This window comes from Ensifer sp. GW101-20A05, assembly GCF_059424735.1.
In genome coordinates, this window is sequence record NZ_JBWKZT010000001.1 from 40,139 (window position 1) to 57,151 (window position 17,013).

17 protein-coding genes are annotated in these 17,013 nt (G+C 63.0%); 6 read left to right on the forward strand and 11 right to left on the reverse strand.

Annotated features, from left to right (window positions below):
• The first annotated feature begins 113 nt into the window (after positions 1-113).
• Positions 114-302: a hypothetical protein gene (locus tag AC070A_RS00200; protein ID WP_058328737.1), complete on the forward strand. Its 189-nt coding sequence runs from the start codon at positions 114-116 to the stop codon at positions 300-302.
• 292 nt (positions 303-594) lie between these two features.
• On the opposite strand, the gene gnd is transcribed toward AC070A_RS00200, so the two are convergent.
• The 5 genes from gnd to ccoG all read right to left on the reverse strand — a co-directional run bounded on the left by gnd (position 595) and on the right by ccoG (position 6,717).
• On the reverse strand, positions 595-2,025 hold the full coding sequence (gnd, locus tag AC070A_RS00205) for an NADP-dependent phosphogluconate dehydrogenase (protein ID WP_192494752.1): 1,431 nt from the start codon (positions 2,023-2,025) through the stop codon (positions 595-597).
• Between the two features lie 180 nt (positions 2,026-2,205).
• Positions 2,206-2,364 carry a cbb3-type cytochrome oxidase assembly protein CcoS gene (ccoS, locus tag AC070A_RS00210; protein WP_034788403.1) on the reverse strand — a complete coding sequence of 53 codons (159 nt, stop codon included), beginning with the start codon at positions 2,362-2,364 and terminating at the stop codon, positions 2,206-2,208.
• Positions 2,361-4,652: a cation-translocating P-type ATPase gene (locus AC070A_RS00215; RefSeq protein WP_113737659.1), complete on the reverse strand. Its 2,292-nt coding sequence runs from the start codon at positions 4,650-4,652 to the stop codon at positions 2,361-2,363. Before AC070A_RS00215 ends, ccoS begins: the two co-directional genes overlap by 4 nt.
• On the reverse strand, positions 4,649-5,146 hold the full coding sequence (locus tag AC070A_RS00220; protein ID WP_058326996.1) for a FixH family protein: 498 nt from the start codon (positions 5,144-5,146) through the stop codon (positions 4,649-4,651). The genes AC070A_RS00215 and AC070A_RS00220 overlap by 4 nt, the downstream gene beginning before the upstream one ends.
• Positions 5,143-6,717, reverse strand: a complete 1,575-nt coding sequence (ccoG, locus tag AC070A_RS00225; RefSeq protein ID WP_113737658.1) for a cytochrome c oxidase accessory protein CcoG — start codon at positions 6,715-6,717, stop codon at positions 5,143-5,145. The genes AC070A_RS00220 and ccoG overlap by 4 nt, the downstream gene beginning before the upstream one ends.
• Positions 6,718-7,030: 313 nt before the next feature.
• Between ccoG and AC070A_RS00230 the strand changes: the two genes are divergently transcribed.
• From AC070A_RS00230 to AC070A_RS00240, 3 genes are all read left to right on the forward strand, one after another.
• A complete protein-coding gene (locus AC070A_RS00230) occupies positions 7,031-7,828 on the forward strand; it encodes an AraC family transcriptional regulator (protein WP_162771009.1) in 798 nt (265 codons plus the stop codon).
• A gap of 63 nt (positions 7,829-7,891) precedes the next feature.
• Positions 7,892-8,302, forward strand: coding sequence for an SRPBCC family protein (locus AC070A_RS00235; protein WP_113737656.1), 411 nt, complete (start codon positions 7,892-7,894; stop codon positions 8,300-8,302).
• Between the two features lie 4 nt (positions 8,303-8,306).
• Positions 8,307-8,660, forward strand: a complete 354-nt coding sequence (locus tag AC070A_RS00240; RefSeq protein WP_113737655.1) for a VOC family protein — start codon at positions 8,307-8,309, stop codon at positions 8,658-8,660.
• Between the two features lie 478 nt (positions 8,661-9,138).
• Here the strand turns inward: AC070A_RS00240 and ccoP are convergent, their stop codons facing one another.
• Genes ccoP through ccoN form a run of 4 tightly spaced genes read right to left on the reverse strand, consistent with a single transcriptional unit; the run spans position 9,139 to position 12,549 of the window.
• Positions 9,139-10,002 carry a cytochrome-c oxidase, cbb3-type subunit III gene (ccoP, locus tag AC070A_RS00245; protein ID WP_113515106.1) on the reverse strand — a complete coding sequence of 288 codons (864 nt, stop codon included), beginning with the start codon at positions 10,000-10,002 and terminating at the stop codon, positions 9,139-9,141.
• A 4-nt stretch (positions 10,003-10,006) separates the two neighbouring features.
• On the reverse strand, positions 10,007-10,159 hold the full coding sequence (locus AC070A_RS00250; RefSeq protein ID WP_113737654.1) for a cbb3-type cytochrome c oxidase subunit 3: 153 nt from the start codon (positions 10,157-10,159) through the stop codon (positions 10,007-10,009).
• A 13-nt stretch (positions 10,160-10,172) separates the two neighbouring features.
• Positions 10,173-10,904 carry a cytochrome-c oxidase, cbb3-type subunit II gene (gene ccoO, locus AC070A_RS00255; RefSeq protein WP_058323179.1) on the reverse strand — a complete coding sequence of 244 codons (732 nt, stop codon included), beginning with the start codon at positions 10,902-10,904 and terminating at the stop codon, positions 10,173-10,175.
• A gap of 13 nt (positions 10,905-10,917) precedes the next feature.
• Positions 10,918-12,549: a cytochrome-c oxidase, cbb3-type subunit I gene (gene ccoN / locus AC070A_RS00260; RefSeq protein WP_113737653.1), complete on the reverse strand. Its 1,632-nt coding sequence runs from the start codon at positions 12,547-12,549 to the stop codon at positions 10,918-10,920.
• Positions 12,550-12,738: 189 nt separating this feature from the next.
• Here ccoN and AC070A_RS00265 point away from each other — a divergent pair, with 189 nt between their 5' ends.
• Together AC070A_RS00265 and AC070A_RS00270 are read left to right on the forward strand one after the other, a co-directional pair.
• Entirely contained in the window at positions 12,739-13,239 is a 501-nt protein-coding gene (locus tag AC070A_RS00265; protein WP_057254471.1) for a hemerythrin domain-containing protein, read from the forward strand.
• Positions 13,240-13,543: 304 nt separating this feature from the next.
• Positions 13,544-14,911, forward strand: a complete 1,368-nt coding sequence (locus tag AC070A_RS00270; RefSeq protein ID WP_245296077.1) for a DUF1254 domain-containing protein — start codon at positions 13,544-13,546, stop codon at positions 14,909-14,911.
• Between the two features lie 95 nt (positions 14,912-15,006).
• On the opposite strand, the gene AC070A_RS00275 is transcribed toward AC070A_RS00270, so the two are convergent.
• Together AC070A_RS00275 and AC070A_RS00280 are read right to left on the reverse strand one after the other, a co-directional pair.
• A complete protein-coding gene (locus AC070A_RS00275; protein ID WP_057254468.1) occupies positions 15,007-15,717 on the reverse strand; it encodes a PAS domain-containing protein in 711 nt (236 codons plus the stop codon).
• A 363-nt stretch (positions 15,718-16,080) separates the two neighbouring features.
• Positions 16,081-17,010, reverse strand: a complete 930-nt coding sequence (locus tag AC070A_RS00280; protein ID WP_057254466.1) for a lipid A biosynthesis lauroyl acyltransferase — start codon at positions 17,008-17,010, stop codon at positions 16,081-16,083.
• Positions 17,011-17,013: the final 3 nt, after the last annotated feature.

Below are 17,013 nucleotides of genomic sequence, written 5' to 3' on the forward strand. Positions count from 1 at the left end.
GGAACAATACGCGACGTCAGCAGTTTCCCGACGAAGCAAGCAAATTCACATGAACGGACGTATGACGTCCACGGTGCACGGAAGCCATCATGCGCAGATGGCGATGAAAGCGCGTGGGCACGATGAAGACCAAGCACTATGTGCTGCAGATCTTTCGAGCCACCTTCACCGACAGGCTGGTGCTGATCATTATTGTGCTGATGATTGCCTCGGTGTTCGCCGTCCTGCCAATCAAATCCTGCTCCAATCCGGGGGCATCGGGCGGCACAGGGATATCAGCGACCTCATCGATGACGGGCTAAAGCGTGTCGCGCAAAAGTGCGCAGCGGTTTTGCGGTAACGACATACGAAATATCAAAAACTTAAAGGGCGGGAGCGAATCTGAAAGATCGCGACGCGCTTTAGCATCTTGTCCGAACGAAGCGGCGGCATCGGCCCAAAACGCAAACGGGGCAGCCAAGGCCGCCCCGTCTCAAGCTGCTCTATCGTCGAGACTTAGATCACTTCATTGTTTCATCGAAACTGAAGCGATCTAAGTCTTTGAAATCACGCAGTTCCGGACGGAAAACCGCTTTGCACTTTCCTGGAATTGCTCTAGCCGTTGAGGCCGCTGCCCCACGGGCCGTGATGGCTGTCGGCACCGTCGACGCGGTCGAATCCGTGGGCGCCGAAGAAGTCGCGCTGCGCCTGGATGACGTTGGCCGTGCCGCGGCCGCGGCGGTAGCTGTCGAAGTAGCCGAGCGCCGAGGCAAGCGCCGGCACCGGCAGGCCGCCGAGAACGGCAGCCGAAACGACGCGGCGCAGGGCTGCGTCGGTTTCCTTGACCATGGCGGCGAAGGCCGGGGTGACGATCAGGTTGGCAGCATCCGGCGCCTTGGTGAACGCGGTGGTGATCTCGTCGAGGAACTGCGAGCGGATGATGCAGCCGGCGCGCCAGATCTTGGCGATCGTCGGCATCGGCAGGTTCCAGTTGAACTCCTTCGATGCCGCCGACATCACCGCGAAGCCTTGCGCATAGGCGCCGATCTTGGCGGCCAGCAGCGCGCTTTCGAGATCCCTGATGAAGGCTGCCTTGTCGGCCACCTTGAAGTCGCCGACCTCAGGCAGCCCGAGGATCTTCTCGGCCGCCTCGCGCTCGTCCTTCATCGAGGAGATGCTGCGCGCGGCCACCGCCGCCTCGATGCCGGTTGCCGGCACGCCCATGTTCTGCGCCTCGATCACCGACCACTTGCCGGTGCCCTTCTGGCCGGCCTTGTCGAGGATCAAATCGACGATCGGCTTGCCGGTCAAAGGATCGGCCGCCTTCAGCACCTTCTCGGTGATCTCGATCAGGTAGGAGTTGAGGCGACCCTTGTTCCAGGTGCCGAAGACGTCGCCGATCTCGGTCGCCGACATCTTCAGGCCGTCGCGCAGGATGCCGTAGATTTCGGCAATCATCTGCATGTCGGCATATTCGATGCCGTTGTGGATGGTCTTGACGAAATGGCCGGCACCGTTTTCGCCGAGCCAGGCAACGCAAGGGTCGTTGTCGTATTTCGCGGCGATCGAGGTCAAAACGCTCTCGACGCGCTTCCAGGACGCCTCCTTGCCGCCGACCATGATCGACGGGCCGTGGCGCGCGCCTTCCTCACCGCCGGAAACACCCATGCCAATGAAGGTCAGGCCACTGTCCTTCAGCGCCTCGAAGCGGCGCATGGTGTCGCGGAAGTTGGCGTTGCCGGCGTCGATCATGATGTCGCCCTTGGAAAGGTAGGGCTCGAGGATCTTCATCTGCTGGTCGACCGGCTCGCCGGCCTTGATCATGATGATGATCGGGCGCGGCGGACGGATGGCGGCAACAAACTCTTCAATGGTGTCGCAGGGCACGATCTGGCCCTTGAGTTCACCGGCTTCCGCGTAGAATTTGTGCGTCGCCTCGACGGTGCGGTTGAACACCGCGATCTTGTTGCCCTTTTCAGCGATGTTGAGCGCCAGGTTCGAGCCCATGACGCCGAGACCGATTAGGCCGATTTCCGCCTGTGACACGTGATTGCCTCCATTGGACAGAAGTGCCGGGCGCGATCGGGATAAGCGCGTCGGTGCCGGCCCTTCGAATTGAACTTCGCCCTCTCGCGGCGGGCTCTGTCGAAGGCCCTGGCGCGAGAAGCGACGGCGGAGGATGTTTTGGCATTCAAATCGATTAACGACAAGCGATTACTGACAAAATCACTTCTTTTCGGGCTTGCCGTCGCCATCGTCGAGCACCCGCCAGGACGCGCCTTCGAGGTCTTCGTACTGGCCGCTCTTCAGCGCCCAGAGGAAGGCGGCGAGACCGATGCCGCCGAGAAACAACGCGATGGGAATGAGATAGATCAGCGTGTTCATGAGGCATTCCCGACTGGACGAAGGGCGGCAGGCGCTTGGCCGTCGCGCGCCTCCTCGGCAACATTGCCGGTGGCAGCACGCAGACGCAAGGCATTGGCAACGACGATCACCGACGAAGTCGACATGGCAACGGCTGCGATCAGCGGGGTGGCGTAGCCGAGGATCGCGATCGGAACGGCAATCACGTTGTAACCGATCGCCAGCGCGAAGTTCTGGCGGATCAGCCGCCCAGCCCGGCGCGAGGTGTCGATCGCCATCGGCACGGCATTCAGCCCCTGGTGCAGGAAGACGAAATCCGCGGCCTGGCGCCCGACATCGGCCGCCGTTGCCGGGGCCATCGAGACATGGGCTGCGCGCAGCGCCGGCGCGTCGTTGATGCCGTCGCCGACCATCAGCACGCGGTGCCCACCTTCGGCCGCAAGCGCACATTCGTCCACCTTGCCACGCGGCGTCAGCTCGGCCTTGAAGCTGTCGATGCCGACCCGGCGGGCAAGGGCCGCCACGACAGGCTCGCGGTCACCGGAGAGAATGCCAGTCGACAGGCCCAGGCGACCGAGCTCCTCAATGCTTTCGCGGGCGAACGGCCTGAGCCGATCCTCGAAGCGGAGGCAGCCAAGTTCGCGGCCGTCGAGCGACAGGATCGCCTCGGATTGGCCGCTCGCCTCGCCGGCGTCGCCACAGGCAAAAGCGCGGCTGCCGAGCCGGTAGATGCCCGCTTCCGTGCGGGCCTCGATGCCGGCACCGGGAATCTCGCGGATCTCGCCGGCAATGACGGGCGCAACCTTCGCCGCATCATGAATGGCCATCGCCAACGGATGGCGCGAATGAACAGCCAGCCCCGCCGCCGTCGCCAGCACGGAGGGCTGAATGTCCCCGCCATTGACGAGCCGTGGCTCGCCCACCGTCAGCGTGCCGGTTTTGTCGAGCAGCACCGTGTCGATCTCGGCCAGCCGCTCCATGGCCGAGCCGTCCTTGACCATGACGCCATTCTGGAACAGCCGTCCGGCGGCAATCACCTGCACGACCGGCACCGCAAGCCCGAGCGCGCAGGGGCAGGTGATGATCAATACCGCGACCGCAACCAGCATCGCATGGTGGAAGTCGCCATTGACGAACATCCAGCCGATGAAGCTCAAAAGCGCCAGGAGGTGCACCGCGGGCGAGTAATATTGCGCCGCCCGGTCGGCGATACGGCGATAGCGTGCCCTGCCCCCTTCGGCGGCCTCCATCAGGCCCATGATCTCGGCAAGCAGCGAGTCGCGCGCCGCAGCGGTCGCCTCGATCGTCACCGGTCCGGTGAGGTTCAGCGTGCCCGCCTCGACGCTGTCGCCTGCCTTGACCGGCACCGGCGCGCTCTCGCCATTGACGATCGAGCGATCGAGGTCACTGGCGCCGATGAGAATGCGACCATCGACCGGGATGCGTTCGCCGGCGGCGATCGCCAGCTTTTCGCCCGGCTTGATCTCGTCGACCGGACGATATTCGCGCCCGCCGTCTGCATCGAGCACCATCGCGCCGCGCGGCGACAGCCTGGCCAAGCTGCTGATCGCAGAACGCGCACGCCCGCGCATCATATGATCGAGCGTGCGGCCGATCAGCAGGAAGAAGAGAAGCATCACCGTGCCGTCGAACCAGGCATGGGTGCCGTGGGTAATCGTCTCGTAGAGCGAGATCGAGAAGGAGAGCGTGATCGCAAGCGCGATCGGCACGTCCATGTTGGTGCGGCCGTGCTTCAGCGCATTCCAGGCGGACGCGTAGAAGAAGCGCCCGGAATAGATCAGCGTCGGCGCGGCAATCAGCGCCGAGATCCAGTGGAAGAGATCGCGCGTGGCCGCCTCCGCGCCCGACCAGACGGAGACGGAGAGCAGCATGATATTGGCCGAGGCAAAGCCCGCAACGGCGACGGCGCGCACCAGCTGCTTCAGCGTCTGGTCGCCGTCTTCCTCGCCCGGCGCGAAGAGATGGGTCTCGTAGCCCCGCGCGCGGATGGTGCGCGCCAGTTCCCGCGGATCGGTGCGGGCGTCATCGACCTCTTCCTTCCAGACGATCGCCACCCGCCGCGACGAAAGGTTGACGCGCGCCCGCTCAACCTCGGGCCGCGCTTTCAAGGCGCCCTCAAGTGTCGCGATGCAGGCGCCGCAATGCACGCCGGGTACGCTGAGGTCCGTCTGGCGCAACCCGCCGCCGAGCGACCGGCTCGTCAGCCAGAGCTCTTCCGATGTGGGCAGTCCCTGCCCGGCCCTGTCGATCTCCAGAGCCATTTCGGTTCCAGGAGCGCAGCAGCTCATTGCGCTGCTCCCGGCGCCATGAAGCGGATGGCCTGGCGATAGACGACCGTGTCGCCCTTGGTCGCGGTGATATCGGCGATCCACTGGCCGCGCTTCAGCGTCGCGGCGGCAACGAACACGCCCTCGCCCTGATGCGCCATCTCGACCGTCACATCCTCATGCTCCTCGACCGGGCGCTTCAGGACCGCGACCACCTTGTCCGCGGTCAGTTCCGGCTTGCCCTGTCGCGTCAGCGTGTAGCGCAGCGCTTCCTGTTCGACACTGAGCTTGCCTTCGAGCCCGCTGGCGGCGAAGGCCTTCGCCTCCTTCACCTTGCCGTTGAACTGCTGGCTCGCGACATAGGTGTTCTGCACGACCAGCCCGCTCCAGCTATGGCTGGCATTCCAGGCCATGATCAGGTTGACGGTGATGATCGTGCCGAAGAACAGCACCATGACGCCCAGCATATGCCAGCCGGTGAAGGGCCGCGGTGCCTTTGCCTGTTTGGTGATCATTTCGCGGCTCCCGGGCTGTTGAAGTTGGCCTTGTAGACGTCGCGCTCGTGGCTCGACGGATCCTCAACGATCAGGCTGAAACCGTCAGCCGCTTCGCCAAGCTTGTCCTTCGGCAGCGTCACGAACACCTTGACCGCCGTCACCTTGTCCGGATCGACGCCGATCGCAAAGGTGCGGCCGTCGCCCGCCGCCTGGCCGGCGATGCGCATCGTCGCCGAAGACATACCGTCGATCGCGAGCGTGATGGTGCGTTGTTCGGGGATCATGTTCAAGAGCTTGACCATGTAGCCGTTGCGCACCGAACCGTCGGATTCGACGACGAATTGCGGGTTGCGGTCGTGCAGCACGTTGAGCTCCAGCCGGTCGCGCGACAAAAGCGCATAGAGCAGCCCGATGCCGACGAGCGTCCAGACACCGAGATAGACGAGCACGCGCGGACGGAAGACGATCTTCCAGTTGAAATGGCGGACCTTGTCGGAGAAGGCGCCATCCGCGTTGCGAACCCGGCTCGGGTCGATCGCCGTCGTGCCGCCATTGGTGGCAAGCGCCATGTTGGAGGCATAGTCGTTCAGCGTCGCATAGGAGATCAGTCCGCGCTCGCGGCCGACTTTGTCCATGACGCCGTTGCAGGCGTCGATGCAGAGCGCGCAGGTGATGCATTCGAGCTGCTGGCCGTCACGGATGTCGATGCCCATCGGACAGACGACGACGCAGGCGTTGCAATCGACGCAATCGCCGATGGCCTCCCCGGCTGCCACCGCCTTCTTCTGGTGGCGCGAGCGCGGCTCGCCGCGCCAGTCGTTATAGGTGACGACCAGCGAATTCTCATCGAGCATCGCCGCCTGAATGCGCGGCCAAGGGCACATATAGGTGCAGACCTGCTCGCGCATCAGCCCGCCGAAGACATAGGTGGTGGCGGTCAGGATGCCGACGGTCATGTAGGCGACGGTTGGCGCTTCCAGCGAAACGAAGCTTTTCAGAAGCGTCGGCGCATCGGCGAAATAGAAGATCCAGGCGCCGCCGGTGGCAATACCGATCAGGATCCAGATCGAGTGCTTCGACACGCGCTTGACGATCTTGGCGCCCGTCCAGGGGCCGGTGTCGAGTTTCATGCGGGCGTTGCGGTCGCCTTCGATGTAGCGCTCCACCACCAGGAAGAGATCGACCCACACCGTCTGCGGACAGGTATAGCCGCACCAGGCGCGCCCGACGGCAGACGTCACCAGGAACAGGCCGAAGCCTGCCATGACCAGCAGGCCGGCCACGAAGAAGAATTCCTGCGGCCAGATTTCGATGAAGAAGAAATAGAAGCGACGGGCGGCGAGATCGACCAGCACCGCCTGATCTGGCGCATGTTCGCCGCGATCCCAGCGGATCCACGGCGTCAGATAGTAGATGCCGAGCGTCACCAGCATCACCAGCCACTTGAAGCGGCGGAAGCTGCCCTCGGCGCGTTTCGGGAAGATCTTCTTGCGCTTTTCGTAGAGCGGCTTGCGCACATGCGCCGCATTGACCGGTTCGGCCTCGTGGCGTTCGACGGATGCGGCGTTGGCGGCGGATTGAGAATTCATAAGTGGGACATCCCGGATATCGCGTATTGAGCCATGTCTTGCCCGATTTGACCGCCGAAAACGTTGATCTGTGTCAAGTTTGCGGCCTAAGGCCGCGCCATGCGGCGAAACGTCCGAGCCATCGGAACCACAGCGGTCGGCAACGACCTTTGGTGCGGAAGGACGCCAAGGGCCTTGCGCTCGAGCCCATCTGCACCACAACGCCACGCGCCTTATGAGACGCGCAAAGGTCGCCGTAGTACTTTGAATTGCTGCATGTTTCCCTATATCGGCTATGCTGAAGGCAAGGCAGGACAGTCGCGAAGGAGAAAGCATGCACGGCTCCCTCGAGCCCCTGACGCTGGCCAAACAGCGCGGCACCTATCGCGAGCGTGCCGCGCCTCACGCTCTCGCCGGGCATGTCGAATGCCTGTGGAGCCACCAGATGCCGGAGGGACCGCCCGCGCCGATCGCGGTCGTCCCCGACGGCTGCGTCGACATCCTCTGGTCCAATCGCGGTCTCGTCGTTGCCGGCCCTGATCGGACCGCTGCCTTTCCCGTGATCGCGCCGGGCGCCAAGGTCATCGGCCTGCGCTTCCGCCCGGGCGTCGCCGCGTCGTTTCTGCGCGCATCGCTTTCGGAAATCACCGGTCAAATCGTCCCGCTCGATGCCTTCTGGGGCAAAGCCGCGCGCGAACTTGATGCCAAGCTTCAGGACGCGCCGGATGCCATCCGCGCCGATATCATGGCGGCAGCAGTGCTAGAGCGCTCACCGGCCGTCTCCCCGCCGCCCGGCGATGTCGCAGCCGCGCTCGCCCATCTCACGCAACGGCGCGATTCGTCCGACAACCCCATCAGCGCATTGGCCGCCGCCACCGGCACCAGCGAGCGGACGCTGCGCCGCCGCTGCCACGAACATTTCGGCTATGGCGCCAAGACCCTCGATCGCATCCTGCGTCTGCAACGATTCCTTGGGGCATGCCGCGGCGAGCCATCCGTAGGCCTCGGCATCCTCGCCCTTGATGCCGGCTATGCCGACCAGGCGCATCTTTCGCGTGAGGCCAAGGAACTAACGTCGCTTTCACCGTCGGAAATCCGCCGCCAGCTTGGTGGCCATCGGCAGGCTGCCTGACTGGCCGTTTCGTTCAAGACCGGTGAGGCCGCCCGTGCTAGTCCTCGCTCAGGAGAACCGAGCATGGCGACACTTGAAGCAAAAATCATCCACACCACCATCGCCCGCAACTGGCGCGAGGTCTATGCCTTCATGGCCAAGCCCGAGAACATGCCGCGCTGGGCGTCCGGCCTATCGTCGGGCCTGACGCGCGACGGCGAGGACTGGCTGGCGCCGGGACCGCTCGGCGAGGCCCGTGTGCGCTTCGCCCCCGCCAACGACTTTGGCGTCGTCGATCATCTCGTCACGCTCGCGGACGGTACCGAGGTTCATAACGCGCTGCGCGTCGTGCCGAACGGCGACGGGGCGGAGGTGATGTTCACGCTGCTGCGTCAGCCGGGCATGAGCGCTGAACAATTTGCCGGCGACGCCGGTTGGGTGGCAAAGGATCTCGCCACTTTGAAATCAATCATGGAATCCGGAAAAGACAGGTAGGAAAATGGGCAACAAGGGCAACGACAGCCGCATCGACTATGTCGAGTTCAACGTCTCCGACATCGCTGCCGCCAAGGCCTTCTACGGCAGCGCCTTCGGCTGGACCTTCACCGACTACGGCCCGGAATATTGCGAATTCCAGGACGGCCGTCTGACCGGCGGTTTCACCACCACGGGTCCCGTCGGCAGCGGTGGGCCGCTGATCATCCTCTATGCCGACAACCTCGAGGTCATGCTGGCCCGCGTCGAAAAGGCCGGCGGCAAGATCGTCAAGCCGATCTTCACCTTCCCCGGCGGCCGCCGCTTCCATTTCGCCGACCCTGACGGATACGAGCTGGCGGTTTGGTCGGCGCAGTAAGGGCAGTCGACGCCCCAGACCAGCACGGGAACGAGGGCTGCCCCTTCGGCAGGCTGAGCGACCGCAGCCATCTCCACCCTCATCTCTGTGCTTGTCACAGAGATCCAGCAGCCGTGCGTCGGCACGGCGGGAGGAGCGAGCCGGGACGCCTGATTTGCAGACTGCAAGGGGTCTCCCGCGCCGCCGACGCGGCGCTGCTGGATTCCTGTGACGAGCACAGGAATGAAGGAGGTGATTAAGGCGCCATCCATATCCTGTGGACACCCATCCCCACTTTACGACTTTAGAATCGCCCCTCACTGTCCTGCCGGACATCTCTCCCCACACGCGGGGAGAGAAACGCTTGGCTCGCTCTCTGTCGCCAAGCCTCAACGCTCGAGATTGGCGATGCTGGCGCCGCGTTTCCCTTCTCCCCGCCTGCGGGGAGAAGGTCGCGGCAACGGGATGAGGGGCCGCCGCCCGTTAAAGCGCCAGCGGACTACTCGCCCCCGCCCAGCGAATGCACGAACACCGCAAGCTGCTTGACCGTGGTGTCGCCGAGGCGCGGCAGCCAGGCGGGCATGACGCCGTGCTTGGGTGCCTTCATCTGGGCGATGATCGCCTGCTCGCCCTCGCCGTTCAGCCACAGTGCGTCGGCGAGATCAGGCGCGCCGAACTCGCGGTTGCCCTTGGCATCGGCACCATGACAGGAGGCGCAATTGGCTTCGAACAGTGCCTTGCCCGGCTCGACCATCGAGACGTCCGACGGCGTGCCGGTGAGGCTGACGACGTAGGCCGCCGTCTGCTTGATCTCTTCCGGCTGCAGGATTTCGGCAAAGGACGGCATTTCGGAAACGCGGGTCTCGCCGTCGCCAGTGTAGCGAATGCCGTGAGCGATCGTCTGGTAGATCTCCCCGGGCTTGCCGCCCCAGAGCCAGTCGTCGTCGTTCAGGTTCGGGAAGCCGGCGGAACCCGCAGCACCCGAGCCATGGCACTGGGCGCAGTTGACCTTGAAGGCCGATGCGCCGCCGGAAACGGCGAACTGCTGCAGCTGCGGATCGGCAATGATCTGCTCGATCGAGCTCGAGGCGATCTTTTCGAGATTGCCGGCCTGGGCCGCCTTGGCGCTTGCGAGTTCCGCGCTCACCTCGGCGCGGCTCGAATAGCCGAGCACACCCTTGGTCGCGTCCGTCAGAAGCGGCACCGCCGGATAGACGATCATGTAGCCGACCGCCCAGACGATGGTCGCGTAGAAGGTATAGACCCACCAGCGCGGCATCGGGTTGTTCAGTTCGCGGATACCGTCCCACTCGTGGCCGGTGGTCTCGACGCCGCTGATTTCGTCGACGTGTTTGTCCGCCATACTATTAATCCTCCTTCAGGGGGATGGCTGCGGCATCATCGGCGGCCTTCTTGGCGCCGGGCCGGAAGATGAAGCCGGCGACGCCCAGGAAGAAGAGCGTCATGGCAAGGAGCGCCCAGCTATCGGCGAACTGGCGCATGGCCGTGTAGGTTTCCATGTGCGTGTCTCCCTTAGCGATAACCGGTGGTGTCGTCGTAGGTGGAGAAGTCGACCAGCGTGCCAAGCATCTGCAGATAGGCGACGAGCGCGTCCATCTCCGTCAGCCTCTGCTGGTTGCCGTCGAAGTCGCCGAGCTTGGCCTTCGGATAGCGCGCCTCGACGCCGGAGGTGTCGGCATTCGGATCAGCCTGCGCCTTGATGTCGGCGAGCGCGTTGTCGATCATCTCGTCCGTATAGGGAACACCGACCGCCTTGTTCGCCTTCAGGTTCGCGGCGGTGTTGTTCACGTCGAGCGTCGTCTCCTTGAGGAAGGCGTAGCTCGGCATGACCGATTCCGGCACGACCGAGCGCGGCTCGGTCATGTGCTGCACGTGCCATTCGTTGGAATAGCGGTCGCCGACGCGGGCGAGGTCCGGTCCGGTGCGCTTGGAGCCCCACTGGAACGGATGGTCGTACATGGATTCCGCCGCCAGAGAGTAATGACCGTAGCGCTCCACTTCGTCGCGGAACGGCCGGATCATCTGGCTGTGACAGACGTAGCAGCCTTCACGCACATAGATGTCGCGACCGGCGAGCTCCAGCGGCGAATAGGGCCTCATCCCCTCCACCTTCTCGATGGTGTTTTCGAGATAGAAGAGCGGCGCGATTTCCACGATGCCGCCGATGGAGACGACGAGCAGCGAGCCGACGAGCAGCAGGGTGGCGTTGCGTTCAAGGGTCGCGTGTTTGTCGAGAATGGACATGGTCTATGCCCTCCTATTCCGCAGCTTTCAGCGCGGGCTGAGCAGCACCGAAGATCGGAGCTTCGTCACGCACGCGGCCGAGGATGGTCATTGTTACGTTGAAGGCCATGAGCAGAGCCCCGGCGAGGAACAGTGCGCCGCCAAGAGCACGCAGCACGTAGTAGGGAACCATGGCCGCGACCGATTCCGCGAAGGAATAGACGAGGAAGCCCTGGTCGTCGTACTCGCGCCACATCAGGCCCTGCTGGATGCCGGCGACCCACATGACCGCCGCGTAGACGACGATGCCGAGCGTGGCGAGCCAGAAGTGCCAGTTGACCATGCGCACGCTATAGAGCCGCTCGCGGTTCCATAGCTTGGGCGTCAGATAGTAGATCGCGCCGAAGGTGATGAGGCCGTTCCAGCCGAGCGCACCCGAATGCACGTGGCCGATCGTCCAGTCGGTGTAGTGGCTGAGCGAGTTGACCGTCTTGATCGACATCATCGGACCTTCGAAGGTCGCCATGCCGTAGAAGGCAACCGCCATCACCATCATGCGGATGATCGGGTCGGTACGGATCTTGTCCCAGGCGCCCGAAAGCGTCATCAGGCCGTTGATCATGCCGCCCCAGGAGGGCATCCACAGCATGACCGAGAAGACCATGCCGAGCGTCTGCGCCCAGTCGGGCAGCGCCGTATAGTGCAGGTGGTGCGGACCCGCCCAGATGTACATGAAGATCAGCGACCAGAAATGGATGATCGACAGGCGGTAGGAATAGACCGGGCGATTGGCCTGCTTGGGGATGAAGTAATACATCATGCCGAGGAAGCCGGCCGTCAGGAAGAAGCCGACGGCGTTATGCCCGTACCACCACTGCGTCAGCGCATCCTGCACGCCGGCAAAGGCCGAGTAGCTCTTCGAGCCGAGGAAGGAGACCGGCACCGCCAGGTTGTTGACGATGTGCAGCATCGCGATCGTGACGATGAAGGCGAGGTAGAACCAGTTGGCCACATAGATATGCGGCTCCTTGCGCGTCAGAAGCGTGCCGAGGAAGGCGATGAGATAGGCGACCCAGACGATCGTCAGCCACAGGTCGACATACCATTCCGGCTCCGCATATTCCTTCGACTGGGTGATGCCGAGCAGGTAGCCGGTGGCCGCCATGATGATGAAGAGCTGGTAGCCCCAGAACACGAACCAGCCGAGATTGCCGCCGAAAAGGCGCGCGCGGCTGGTACGCTGGACGATGTAGAAGGACGTCGCGATCAGCGCGTTGCCGCCGAAGGCGAAAATGACAGCCGAAGTGTGCAGCGGCCGCATGCGGCCGAAGTTGAACCAGGGCTCGATGTTGAGGTCGGGAAAGGCAAGCTGGAGCGCAACCACGACGCCCACGAGAAAGCCGACGACGCCCCAGAAGACGGTGGCGATCACGCCATACTTGACCACCTCGTCGAAATATTCCGACTGCGGCGGTGGTGGTGGCGCCCTGCCGGCGGAAACCGGGCTGAACTCGATGCGTCGCATCAGCATGCCAGTGCCGGCGAGGAGCACGAAGAACAGCACCCACATATGGGCTTCAAAGTGCCGGTCCTGCGCAAATCCGGCGCCGACGAGCGCCAGGAAAGCACCGACCCCGAGCAGGATCATCTCGAATGTGTATTTCATGGTTGGGTCCCCAACTTGGTCCGATCGCACGCGACGACACGCCCCAGAACGAGGCGCGCCACCGCAGCTGGCCGGAAAGTGTCAGAATCGGGGCATCCTGGCCTTGATTCAGATCAAGGCTGCACCACCTCGATTGGATCATCCTCGGCAAATAACAGGGAGCGCCGTGGGAGCTGGCGTTTGAAGCCGATGAAAAAGACTTTTGAAGAGGGACGAATCCGGAGCCGGCTGGAGCCGCCTCCCCGCGCTGTCCCGGTGGCCGAGCCTTTCGCATGGCTCGCCCGCGCGCATGAGGAGCAGCTTGCGCTCTGCAACTGTCTCGAGGAGATCGCCGACAGCCTGCCAGCAGAAATCGATCGGCAGAAATGCGTCTACGCCGCCAAGGTGCTCGGACCGATGATCCGCGAAATGCATTCCGGCGAGGAAAGCCTGGTCTTCCCGTGGATCGAGCGCACCTTCCGCGGCGACCCGACGCTCGGCGCGACGCTGGAGCGGCTGAAATACGAGCACTGCGAAGACGAGTGCTTCGCCGAAGAACTGACGGAAATGCTGGAACGCCTCGGCGCCGCCGACCAAACGGTCAATGCCGAAACCGCCGGTTATATGCTGCGCGGCTTTTTCACCAGCCTCAGGCGACACGTCGGCTTCGAACAGGAATGTTTGCGCAGCATCACCTCGCCGGTTGGGTGAACCGGCAGACGGGGCGGTCGGCACGCGGCAAGGTAGGATTGTTCGCGGCTGTAAGCGCAGCGCCATTCGTGCTGTACGCGAAACTGGATCGAGTTTGGGAGCAACGCGGCCCCAATCATTCTGGTGATGTGCGGTGGCGCACGTTACATACCTGTATAAAATTTCACTCACCTACTCATCTCTCCTGCGAATTCACAGGTCCACACGGCGCTGATGAACGATGCAGAACGTCATGCGCCAACCGAGGAAGGCGATGCCCATGACAACGATCACACGAAGAGCTTTTGTCGGCGGGATCGCCCTGATGCCGTCATTGCGCTTCCCAGGCACTGCGGCCGCCCAGAGCGAAATCACGCCTGACGAGGCACGAAAGATCGCCAAGGAAGCCTATATCTACGGCTTCCCGATGGTGGACAGCTACCGCATCCAATACGCCTATTTCGTCGACGACAAGAACCCGGAATACAAGGCGCCGTGGAACCACCTCAAGAACATCCCTCGCGTCTACACCCCCGCCGATACGGCGATCCAGACGCCCAACTCCGACACGCCCTATTCGATGATCGGCATGGACCTGCGTGCGGAGCCGATGGTCCTCACCGTACCAGTGATCGAGAAGGACCGGTACTTCAGCATCCAGCTCATCGACGCTTATACGTTCAACTTCGACTATGCCGGCAGCCGCACGACCGGCAACGACGGCGGCAGCTTCCTGGTCGCCGGCCCGGGCTGGAAAGGCGAGACGCCTGCGGGCATCAAGAAGGTGTTTCACGCCGAGACCGATCTCGTTCTCGGGGCCTATCGCACGCAGCTATTCAACCCCGACGACTTAGACAATGTGAAGAAGATCCAGGATCGCTACAAGGCAGAGCCGCTTTCGACGTTTCTCGGCGGGGCGGCGCCTGCGGCCGCTCCCGCAATCGACTTCACCAAGCCGCTTTCGCCGGACGAAGAGAAGAAGTCGCTGGAGTTCTTCAACATCCTGAATTTCGTCCTGCAGTTCTGCCCGACTAATCCATCCGAGACCGAGTTGATGGCGCGTTCTGCCAAGATCGGGGTTGGTGCAGGCAAGACCATAGACGTTGCGGCGCTCTCGCCGGACATCAAGACCGCCATCGAGCAAGGTATGGCCGACGCCTGGGCCGATCTTGAGGGCTTGAAGAAGCAGATCGACGCCGGAACGGTGACCTCGGGCGACCTCTTCGGCACGCGCGAATACCTGAAGAACAATTATCTCTACCGCATGGCGGCGGCCGTTCTCGGCATTTACGGCAATTCGAAGCAGGAGGCGATGTATCCGGTCTACGCCACTGACGTCGAAGGGCAGAAGCTCGACGGCGCCAACCGCTACACCGTCCATTTCGCCGCCGATAAGATGCCGCCGGTCAACGCCTTCTGGTCGCTGACGATGTATGATCTGCCGGCGAGCCTGCTCGTTGCCAATCCGATCAACCGCTATTTGCTTAACAAGCCGATGCTCCCGCAATTCGTGAAGGATGCCGACGGCGGCTACACCTTCTACGTTCAGAACGAGTCGCCGGGCAAGGACAAGGAGCCGAATTGGCTGCCGGCGCCCAAGGGTCCCTTCTTCGTCGCGATGCGGCTCTATTGGCCGAAAGACGAGGCGCTCAATGGCATGTGGAAGCATCCGCCCATGACCAAGACACCATAGTTTGTTCAGTTCGCCCGCGGGTTCGACGTCGCGATCCCCGGCCGGGTCTTTGGGGTCCTCACTCTCTCTTGATTGGTAGCGCCGGCAATGACGTGTCAGGCCGCGATCGCGCGGCGGCGGTCGGCATGTTCCTGGATCACGAGGATCGCGCCGATGAGCTTGCCGGAGCTGGACATGCATGGCGTCAGCCGGCAACGCACGACGACCGTGCGCGCATCGACGGTCTTGGCGAAGGTATAGTCGACCACCTCGCCCGCAAAACAACGATCGAGATAGGATTTCACCCGCTGCTCGAAGCGCTGGATGCCGATGAACTCGACGATGTGCCGGCCGATCAGATCCATCGGGCGGCTCTCCAGATGGTCGGCATTGCGGGGGTTCGTGTAGAGGTAGCGGTAGTCGGGCGTGATCACCGCGATCCGATCCGGAAAGCTGTCGAGGATCGCCTCGTTGAGCAGGCCTTCATCCGCCCTGCCCTTGCTCGGCTGGGCCGGCAGCCGCTCGAGCTGGAGGTCGGCGAATTTCTCCGCGCCCGTCGCCGCAAAATAGCGGTTGATCAGCGACTGTAGCAATTGCGAGTGCCGGAGCACGCAGGAGATGTCGTCGGCTTCGACGCGCAGGATGTCGATCAGGAACTGGAACTGAAGTCGGGCATCTTCGACGCTCACCGCCTTCTCGTCGTAGACGGATCTGAGGATCGGATCCAATTCGCGATCCAGAATGCCGATCAAATGCTCGTCTGCCGTACGTACGGCATACTGCAGCTGCGAATACTTGAACCAGAACAGCTCAATCAGTGCGTTCAATTCGAAACCCCAATTCCCCCACGGCAGAGCCGCTTCGATGCACTTCAAGACAGGCGTTGATGCTGCAGACACTGATTTAGTTTTGAGGCTTCCCCACCCTTTCCGTGTAAAACCACACCGCTCCGGCCACCCAAAGCGCTTGCAATCTTCCCCTCGCGAGACAACGTTGAGTTTACACTCATTGCGTTAGCGTTCAACAGCAGAAAGAAAAACTTAACCTTTTGAAGCAATTTCGGGACAAAGGGCATGCGCTGCCGCGGACGGACCACGAAGGTGATGCTCGCCGAACCGAAATCGGAACGCGCCGAATTCTCAAGGCTGCCCGGAAGCAAGCTCAAGCGCGATCGTTCGTGCGGAGGGGAATCAGTCCTTGAGGTAGCGCTTGATGTGCCAGCGGTCGTGATACCAGAGCCACTGGCCCGGATACTCGCGCACCCAGCTTTCCACCTTGTCGTTCAGCACCTGCGCCGTGGCGGTGACGTCGACATTGCCGTCGGCCTTGCGGGGAATGGCGATCGCCGGTTCCAGCTCCAGCCGGAAACGGCCGCCCGGCAGCCTTATGCAGCGGGCCGGATAGACTTCGCAGTTGAACTGGCGGACGAGCTTGGCCAGCAGCGGATTGGTCTGCACGTCCTGGCCGAAAAACTTGGTCTTCAGCCCCTTGCGGAACTTCTGGTCGACGAGAACGCCGACGCCCAGGCCCCGTTCGAGCTGGCGGGCGAGTGCGAAGGACGAGCCGGCGTGTGACGGCACCAGATTGCCCATGCGCTCCTCGCGGAACTTGAACACTTTTTCCGCCACGTAAGGGTTGTTCGGCGGCCGGAACAGCACGGTCACGTCGAGGCCGAAGGCGGAGCCGGCGACCGGCAGCATCTCGAAATTGCCGCTGTGCGCGGTGAAGACGATGAAGGGGCGCGGATTGTCGCGAAGCTCGAGGAACAACGGGATGCCCGACACCTCGACACGGCCGGGCGTCGTGCGCTCGGGGTCGAAATCGAACAGACGGTCGAGGAACACGTATTCGGCCGCCATGCGGCCCATGTTGCCCCAGCTCTCAAGCGCGATCGCGTTGATCTCCGCCTCGCTTTTCTCAGGAAAAGCGTTGCGCAGGTTGGTGAGCGTCAGCTTCTGCCGGCTGGTCTTCGGCCCGATGAACCGCAGGGCACGATCCATGAAGCGGATCGCGGCATCGGCCGGAAACATCTTCAGGATCGTCAGCAGCAGGAAAACGAACTGCGCGATCAGCCACTGGCGGGTACGATCCGCCGCCAGCACCAGCCGTGTGATCAGCATGCG